Annotated in this window: 5 protein-coding genes and 1 tRNA gene; 1 reads left to right on the forward strand and 5 read right to left on the reverse strand. The window is 62.4% G+C overall.

Annotated elements, in window-relative coordinates; translation table 11 throughout:
* The 5 genes from gltB to ACK5L9_RS16275 all read right to left on the reverse strand — a co-directional run.
* The coding region (gene gltB / locus ACK5L9_RS16255) for a glutamate synthase large subunit (RefSeq protein ID WP_416912509.1) at window positions 1-4,246 on the reverse strand (4,246 nt) is incomplete at its 3' end.
* Window positions 4,247-4,367: 121 nt separating this feature from the next.
* Window positions 4,368-5,075 carry a hypothetical protein gene (locus ACK5L9_RS16260; RefSeq protein ID WP_416912510.1) on the reverse strand — a complete coding sequence of 236 codons (708 nt, stop codon included), beginning with the start codon at window positions 5,073-5,075 and terminating at the stop codon, window positions 4,368-4,370.
* 108 nt (window positions 5,076-5,183) lie between these two features.
* A complete protein-coding gene (locus ACK5L9_RS16265) occupies window positions 5,184-6,668 on the reverse strand; it encodes an NAD(P)-dependent oxidoreductase (RefSeq protein WP_416912511.1) in 1,485 nt (494 codons plus the stop codon).
* A 153-nt stretch (window positions 6,669-6,821) separates the two neighbouring features.
* Window positions 6,822-7,625 carry an undecaprenyl-diphosphate phosphatase gene (locus ACK5L9_RS16270; RefSeq protein ID WP_416912512.1) on the reverse strand — a complete coding sequence of 268 codons (804 nt, stop codon included), beginning with the start codon at window positions 7,623-7,625 and terminating at the stop codon, window positions 6,822-6,824.
* Between the two features lie 2 nt (window positions 7,626-7,627).
* The gene (locus tag ACK5L9_RS16275) at window positions 7,628-8,614 is read right to left on the reverse strand and encodes a complex I NDUFA9 subunit family protein (protein ID WP_416912513.1); all 987 of its coding nucleotides are present in this window, start codon (window positions 8,612-8,614) and stop codon (window positions 7,628-7,630) included.
* Window positions 8,615-8,809: 195 nt separating this feature from the next.
* Here ACK5L9_RS16275 and ACK5L9_RS16280 point away from each other — a divergent pair.
* Window positions 8,810-8,894, forward strand: a tRNA-Leu gene (locus ACK5L9_RS16280).
* The last annotated feature ends 47 nt before the right edge of the window (window positions 8,895-8,941 follow it).

Genomic DNA, 8,941 nt, shown 5'->3' on the forward strand with positions numbered 1-8,941 from the left:
AATTGGCACCGATCCGGCCCAGGATCACGGCGACACCGCCGGTCATGTATTCGCAGCCATTGGTGCCACAGCCCTCGATCACCACCGTCGCGCCCGAGTTGCGGACCGCGAAGCGTTCCCCCGCGCGGCCGGCGGCGAACAGGAAGCCGTCAGTCGCGCCGTAAAGCACGGTATTGCCGATGATGACGTTATCCGCCGCGACCAGCGGGCTGACCATGGGCGGACGCACCACGATGGTGCCGCCCGACAGGCCCTTGCCGACATAGTCATTCGCGTCGCCCGAAACCTCGATCTTCAGACCCGGCGCGGCGAAGGCCCCCAGCGACTGCCCGGCGCTGCCGGTCAGGCGCACCGTCAGGGGATCGGGCTGAAGCTTGTTCTTCATCCCGATAGTCTGGACTATCATGCTCGACGTGCGGGTGCCAATGGTGCGCAGCGTGTTGCGAACCGCATAGTGAAGCTGCATCTTCTCGCCGGCGCTGAAGAAGCGCTCGGCATCGCGGATGATTTCCGCATCCAGCGTATCCAGCACCGCATTGCGCGGCTTCGAGCGGTCATAGACGATCTTGTCCGCACCATCGACGGTGATCAGAAGCGGGTTCAAATCGAGATCGTCCAGATGCGCCGAGCCACGGCTGACCTGGGTCAGCAGATCGGCCCGCCCGATCACCTCGTCCAAAGACCGCGCCCCGATCGAGGCCAGCACTTCGCGCACCTCGGTCGCATAGAAGGTAATCAGGTTCACCACCTTGTCGGCGCTGCCGTTGAACATCGCGCGCAGTTTTTCATCCTGCGTGCAGACACCCACCGGGCAGGTGTTCGACTGGCACTGACGCACCATGATGCAGCCCATGGCGATCAGCGCCGCGGTGCCGATACCGTATTCCTCGGCGCCCATCATCGCCGCCATGACGATGTCGCGCCCGGTGCGCAGGCCGCCATCGGTGCGCAGCGTCACCCGGTCGCGCAGCTTGTTCATGGCCAGAACCTGATGCGCCTCGGTCAGGCCCATTTCCCAAGGCAGGCCAGCGAATTTGATACTGGTCGCCGGCGACGCGCCGGTTCCGCCGTTATGGCCGGAAATCAGGATCACATCGGCCTTGGCCTTGGCCACGCCCGCCGCGATGGTGCCGACGCCGGATGACGCGACCAGCTTGACGGTGATCTTGGCGCGGGGGTTGATCTGTTTCAGGTCATAGATCAACTGCGCCAGATCCTCGATACTGTAGATATCGTGATGCGGTGGCGGGCTGATCAGCGTCACCCCCTGAGTCGAGTGGCGCAGCCGTGCGATCAGTTTCGTGACCTTCATGCCGGGCAATTGCCCGCCCTCGCCGGGCTTGGCACCCTGCGCGACCTTGATTTCCAGTTCCTCGCAGGCGTTCAGATATTCCGCTGTCACGCCGAACCGCCCCGATGCCACCTGCTTGATCTTGGCGCATGGATTGTCACCATTGGACAGCGGATGGGAATGCGCCGGATCCTCGCCGCCCTCGCCGCTGTCGGATTTCGCACCGATGCGGTTCATGGCGATGTTCAGCGTCATATGCGCCTCGGGTGACAGGGCACCAAGGCTCATGCCCGGCGTCACAAAGCGCTTGCGGATCGAGGTGATCGATTCGACCTCTTCGATGGGCACCGGCTTGCCCAGAGGCTTGATGTCCAGCAAATCGCGGATATGGATCGGTGGATTGGCCCGCATCGCCGCGCTGAACTGTTTCCAGACGTCGAAGGACGCCTTGTCGCAGGCGATCTGCAACAGCTTCATGGTATTGGCTTCCCATGCGTGCTTTTCGCCGCTGCGGCGCAGCTTGTAGAACCCGCCCACGGGCAGCAATTCCACGTTATCCGCGTGCCAGCCCTTCTGGTGAATATCGTCAAGCTTGTCCTGCAGGCCATGCAGGCCGATACCGCTGATGCGGCTGTGCATGCCGGGGAAATATTCTGCGACCATGGCGCGGGACAGGCCCACCGCCTCGAAATTCAGGCCGCCACGATAAGATGACAGAACCGAGATCCCCATCTTGGCCATGATCTTCAGCAGGCCCGCGTCGATGGCATCGCGATAGCGGCGCATGTTCTCGATCAGGCTGCCGGTCAGCAAGCCGCGTTCGATCCGGTCGTTGATCGTGTCCTGTGCCAGATAGGGGTTCACCGTGGTCGCGCCGCAGCCGATCAGCACCGCGAAATAATGCGGGTCGATGCATGCGGCGCTGCGCACGTTGATGGAACAGAAGGTTCGCAGCCCCTTGCGGGTCAGCCAGGAATGGATGGCGCTGGTCGCCAGGATCATCGGCATGGCGATCCGGTCGGGGCCCTGATGTTCATCGGTCAGCACCAGATGCCCGGCGCCGCTGCGCACGGCATCTTCGGCCTCGGCGCGGATCCGGGCCAGGGCCTCGGCCAGCGCGTCCTGACCCGCACCATCGGCAAAGGTACAGTCGATATGGGTGACGGCCTCGCCGAACATCTTGCACAGCTCGCCGAATTCGAAATTGGCGATGAACGGGCTTTCCAGCAGCAGGATCTCGGCCTGCGCGCTGCTTTCGTCCAGCACGTTCTTGAGGTTGCCAAAGCGCGTCTTGAGGCTCATGACCCGCGTTTCGCGCAGGCTGTCGATGGGCGGATTCGTCACCTGGCTGAAGTTCTGGCGGAAGAAATGGCTGAGCGGGCGGTATTGCCGCGACAGGACGGCGGGCGGCGTGTCGTCGCCCATCGAGGCCAGCGCCTCTTTTCCGTCCTCGGCCATCGGCGACAGCACGTTTTCCAGTTCCTCCAGCGTATAGCCCGCAGCGGTCTGGCGGCGGCGCAATTCGTCGCCGGTATAGATCGCGGTTTCCGGGTATTCGCGCATCATGTCGTTCAGATCGACAACCTTTTCGATCCACTCGCCAAAGGGCTGGCTGCCGGAAAGGCGGTTCTTGATGTCGGTGTCGTGATACAGCCTCCCGTCCCACATATCGACGGCGATCATCTGGCCCGGCCCAAGCGCGCCCTTTTCGCGGACATTGCTTTCATTGACCGGCACCATGCCGACCTCGGATCCGGCGATCAGCAGGTTGTCGCCGGTCACGACATAGCGCATCGGCCGCAGCCCGTTACGGTCCAGCCCGCCACAGACCCAACGGCCATCGGTCATGGCCAGCGCGGCGGGGCCGTCCCATGGTTCCATCACGGCGTTGCAATAGGCATACATGTCGGCCCATGCCTTCGGCATGTCCGTCGTCGCCTTGGACCAGCTTTCCGGCACCAGCATGGTCTTGGTCATCGGTGCGCTGCGGCCTGACCGGACCAGCACCTCGAACACCGCATCCAGCGCGGCGGAATCCGAAGATCCGCCCGGCACGATCGGCTTTATATCGCCCGCCATTTCGCCAAAAGCGTTGCTGGCCATGCGAATCTCATGGCTTTTCAGCCAGTTGAGATTGCCCCTCAGCGTGTTGATCTCGCCGTTATGGGCCAGCATGCGAAACGGCTGGGCCAGCCACCATTGCGGGAAGGTGTTGGTCGAATAGCGCTGGTGATACAGCGCAAAGGCGCTTTCGAACCTTTCATCCTTCAGGTCGGGATAGAACTCGGCCACCTGCTCGGCCAGCATCATCCCCTTATAGATGATCGACCGGCAGGACAGCGAACAAAAGTAAAGCTGGGTAATCTGTGCCGCGATCGCCGCTTTTTCGATGCGGCGGCGGATGATATACAATTCGCGCTCGAACTGAACCTGATCGATTTCCTTTTCACAGCGGATCAGGATCTGTTCGATCTCGGGGCGGGTGGCATTGGCCTTGTCGCCCAGAACGGCGGTGTTCACCGGCACATGCCGCCAGCCATAGATGTAATGGCCCATGCGCAGAACTTCGGATTCCACGATGGTCCGGCAGGTTTCCTGCTGGGTGAAATTGGTGCGTGGCAGAAACACCTGCCCGACGGCGATCAGCTTGTCCTTGTCGGGCTCATGCCCGGTACGGCGAACCTGATCATAGAAGAACGGCACCGGGATCTGCACGTGGATGCCCGCACCGTCGCCGGTCTTGCCATCGGCATCCACAGCGCCGCGATGCCAGATCGCTTTCAGTGCGTCGATGCCGTTCTGCACGACCTTGCGGCTGGGCTTGCCGCGAATATCGACGACAAAGCCCACACCGCAGGACGAATGCTCGTCCTCGGTGCGGTACAGGCTGTGCTCGGCCATGAAATTGCGGCGGGCTTCCTCGGCCGTAACCCAGTTTTCGTCAAAAGCAGTCATGGCTTGCTCCTTTTCATCGTCGCTGCGCGCGGCAGCGGAAAATCGTCGGTGCCCGGACGGGCCGGGCTGTCGGGGTCACGGTCGGGTTGTCGGGTGCTGCCGGGGCCGGTCGCGGCGGGCATCATGCCGGCTGGTCCTGCTGCAAGCGGCGGATCCGCGCCAACAGCTCGTCACAGTCGAATTTCGGCTCGGTCTCGCCAAAGCCGTCCTCGCCCGGAAAGCTGAACAGCACCGGCGTGTCGTTTGTCGTGATATCGGCGCCGGTCCAGTCGGTCTGCGCCTCGATCCCGCCATAGAACCGGCCCATGCTGCGGCTGATATATTGCTGGCCGGTGCGATGGATCAGTTCCTGTCCGTTCTCGTCATAGGTCCGCAGATCAAAGCGGGTTTCCTCAAGCTCGACCCCGTCGATGGTCATCGTGTTGCCGGTCAGTTCGTCAAAGCCGACATGACGCAGCCTTTCGCCGGTATTCGATTCGGTCAGAAAGTCGAAATCGTCGCGCCCGGACTGAATCAGGGTGCTGAAGCTGGCGTGATCCGCCGAATCCTCGATCAGTTGATCCTCGATCCCCGATTGCGGGTCGCGGCTGTTCAGCCATCGGGTTTCGGCGTCGATATGGGCCTGATAGGTCAGCCCCTCGCGGGTAAACACGGCGCTGTGCTGGTCGCCCTGCGGATCGGCATCGCAGCGGAAATACTGCGCGACCGAACAGCCGCGATTTTGCGCCGTCACCTCTAGCCTGCATCCCTGCGGGGGCTTGAAATTCGTCGCATGGCCCGCCGTCGCGATCAGCATCAGGGACGCGGCCACCGTCAAAATGGTCAGCATCCCTGATGCTTTTTCCGGGACACGATCCGGGCACGCAATGGCCGGTCCGCGTCGCCTGTATCCGCCCTGTGTCTGTCCTGTGATCGCCGTCTGCATGGTCAGCGTCCCCTATTCGGCGGCGACGCGGGCATCGCCGGCCAGAAACCCGGCAATCGCCTCGGCCGCCTCGCGCCCGTCGCGAATTGCCCAGACCACAAGGCTTGCGCCGCGCACGATGTCGCCCACCGCATAAACGCCCGGCAGGCTGGTCCGGTGCGTGTTGAAATCGGCCTTGATCGTGCCCCAGCGGGTGACTTCCAGCCCGTCCACGCCCCACAGTTTCGGCAGATCCTCGGGTTCGAAGCCCAACGCCTTGATGACCAGTTCGGCCGGTTCGTCGTAATCCGCGCCCTCGATCAGTTCGGGGCTTTGGCGACCGCTGACATCGGGCGCGCCAAGCCGCATCTTCTGCACCCGGACCGAGGCGATCTGTCCCAGCCCGTCAACATCGCGTTCCTGCGCCTCGGCGGCCACGCCGGTGATGTGGCCGGCAAAGGCCCCCGGCGCAGAAAGCCAAACGAACTCGACGCCTTCTTCTTCGGCATTCTGCACTTCGCGTTGCGATCCCGGCATGTTCGCCCGGTCGCGGCGATAGAGGCATTTCACCGATTGCGCGCCCTGGCGGATGGCCGTGCGCACGCAATCCATGGCCGTATCGCCGCCGCCGATGACCACCACGCGCTTGCCCTGCGCGTTCAGTTCGCCATCCTCGAAATCGGGAACATCGTCGCCGAAATCGACCTTGTTGCTTGCCGTCAGATAATCGATGGCCCGCACGACCCCGCCCGCATCGGCATTGTCGATGTCCAGATCGCGGGTCTTGTAGACGCCGGTTGCGATCAGCACCGCGTCATGTTTGCCCCGAATGGCGTCAAAGCTGATATCCTCGCCGATATTGCAGTTCAGCACGAACTCGACCCCGCCTTCCTCAAGCTGGCGGTTGCGGCGCAGGACCACGTCCTTTTCCAGCTTGAAGCCCGGAATGCCATAGGTCAGCAGCCCGCCCGCACGGTCGTGCCGGTCATAGACCGTCACCTGAAATCCCAGCCTCCGCAGCGAATCCGCCGCCGCCAGACCGCCCGGCCCCGCGCCGATGATGCCGACGCTTTCGGCCCGTTCCTGCCGTGGCGCAATGGGCCGGACCCAGCCGTTTTCCCAGGCCGTATCGGTCAGATATTTCTCGACCGCGCCGATGGTGACGGTGCCATGGCCCGATTGTTCGATCACGCAATTGCCTTCGCACAGCCGGTCCTGAGGGCAGATGCGGCCACAGATTTCGGTGAAGGTGTTGGTGGACTGGCTGAGAAGATAGGCCTCTTCCAGCCGCCCCTCGGCGGTCAGGCGCAGCCAGTCGGGGATGTTGTTGTGCAGCGGGCAATGTGACTGGCAATAGGGCACGCCGCACTGGCTGCACCGGCCTGCCTGTTCAGCCGCACGGGCCGCAGCAAATTCCTGATAAATCTCGCGGAAATCTTCGCTCCGCTCAGCCGCGCTGCGTTTTTCCGGCATTTGCCGCGGGGTAGAGACGAATTTCAGCATTTTCTGCGTGGCCATAGCTGCGCAACCTTCCACCTGTCAGGAACTCCCAAAGCCGCAATAAACCAAGGTGGCGGCAATGAAAAGTCAGCAATACTGACCTAAAGGCGGGTTTTTAAGGCCGACGGCAACAAAAAGCCGCCTGATTTGCCGAAATTAAGTCATAATAACTTACCTACCTGCCATCAGAGCCAGCAAAACAAGCCCCCCGGCAACGATTCGCCACCATCCGAACAGGGAATATCCCTTTTCCGAGACGTAACCCAACAGCCAGCGCACCACGATCACCGCCGAGATAAAGGCGCAGACGAACCCGACCGCAATGTCGCCAAGTGCCGAGGCGTCCAGAATATTGCGGTTCTTGTACAGGTCAAAGGTGAATGCGCCCAGCATGGTCGGCATGGACAGAAAGAACGAAAATTCGGCAGCGGACCGCTTGTCTGCCCCCAAAAACAGCGCCCCCACGATGGTCGCGCCCGAGCGCGAGACTCCGGGGATCATGGCAAGGCACTGGATCACGCCGATCTTGAAGGCCATGGGCAGCGGAAAATCCTCGGCCCGATGATAGGCGGGGTTTTTGGCCCAACGGTCCACGAACAGGATGACGATCCCGCCCAGAATCAGCATGGTCGCGATCAGGGCCGGGGTTTCGAACAGCACGCGCTTGATGAAATCATGCGCCAGAACGCCGATGATCACAGAGGGCAGAAAGGCCAGCAATACTGCCATGATGAACCGGCGCGAGCGCGGGTCATGCGGCGCCGAGGAAAAAATCTGCCACAGCCGCGCCGAATAGACCCCCAGAATCGCCAGCACGGCACCAAGCTGGATCACCACCTCGAATGTGTGGCCCGGCGACTGGAAGCCCAGAAAATGCCCCGCCAGCAGCACATGCGCGGTTGAAGAGACCGGAATGAACTCGGTCAGGCCCTCGATCACGCCGAGAACCGCCGAAATAATCGTGTCAGTCGTCATTCTTAAAGAGTCCGCAGATCCTTGGCAGATTCTTTCATTGCCTGATATTGCCCCGACGGGCGGAAGCGCCAAAGATAGTCGTTGATGACGGCCTCGGGTGCGGTCGGCTGAATGTCGATCTGCGCAAAGCCCTTGCTGTCCTTGCCGACGACATTGTCATGGCGCAGCAATTCGATCTGGTCGTAGTTCAGGATCGTGTTCGTGAACAGCCCGCCCGTCGCGTATTGCGCCAGGTTCAGTGCACCGGCACCCATGCGCGCAATCCAGAACGGCATGTTCAGAACCAGCCTGCGGCGATCGGTCGCGATCAGCATCTGGGCGACGATTTCGCGCAGGGTCATGACCTCGGGGCCGCCCAGTTCATAGATGCCGCCGCCAATCCCGCCCTCGGCACCCTTGACGGCGGCCAGCGCGACATCATCGACAAAGACCGGCTGCATCCGGGTATTGGCACCCGCCAGCGGCATGACCAGCCCAAAGCGGGCCATGCTGGCCAGCCGGTTATAAAGGCTGTCGCCCTGCCCGAAAATCACCGAGGGGCGCAGGATGACCGCATCGGGGCGATGCCGCAGCACCGCCGCCTCGCCGCGCGCCTTGGCCGCGACATATTTGCTGGGCGATTCGGCATCGACGCCGATCCCTGACAGATGAACGATTCGCGCGACGCCCAGTTCGGCGGAAATGCGCGCGATATGGTCGCTGCCTTCCTCGAACACGTTCTGAAAGGTGCTTTTGCCCTTGCGCGCCGTGATGTTCACGCAGTTCACGACGGCATCCGCATCGGCCATCACCGCGCGCACAGATGCCTCGTCCCGGACATTGCACAATACCGGAATGATCTGCCCCACCGCGCCATAGGTTCGGGTGAACAGCGCCTCGTCCGGGCGGCGCACGGCAATCCGCACCCGCCAGCCGTTCCGTGCCATCAGCCGCGCGACCTGTCGCCCGACAAAGCCCGAGCCGCCATAGATCGTGACCAGTTTCGCCATGGGCTTCCCGCCTCCTTCGTACCGCGTCATCTGCCTGAATACTCAAGCGCGCGCGGCGCGACAAGCCGAACTGCGGCTTCCGGCACCGCAGACACGAAAATCAGCGCATGCCACAAATTCGGGGCTTTGCTGCTTTTTTGCGCGAATCCCATTGACGCCCCCCAAGACTGCCTTTAGAGACCCCGCTCACCACCTGCCCAGATGGCGGAATTGGTAGACGCGCACGGTTCAGGTCCGTGTGCCGCAAGGCGTGGAGGTTCGAGTCCTCTTCTGGGCACCAAAAGCCCCCGGAAACATCAGGTTTCCGGGGGCTTTTGCTTTTCCGGA

Origin of the sequence: Paracoccus sp. (in: a-proteobacteria) (assembly GCF_047973135.1) — a bacterium.
GTDB lineage: Bacteria > Pseudomonadota > Alphaproteobacteria > Rhodobacterales > Rhodobacteraceae > Paracoccus.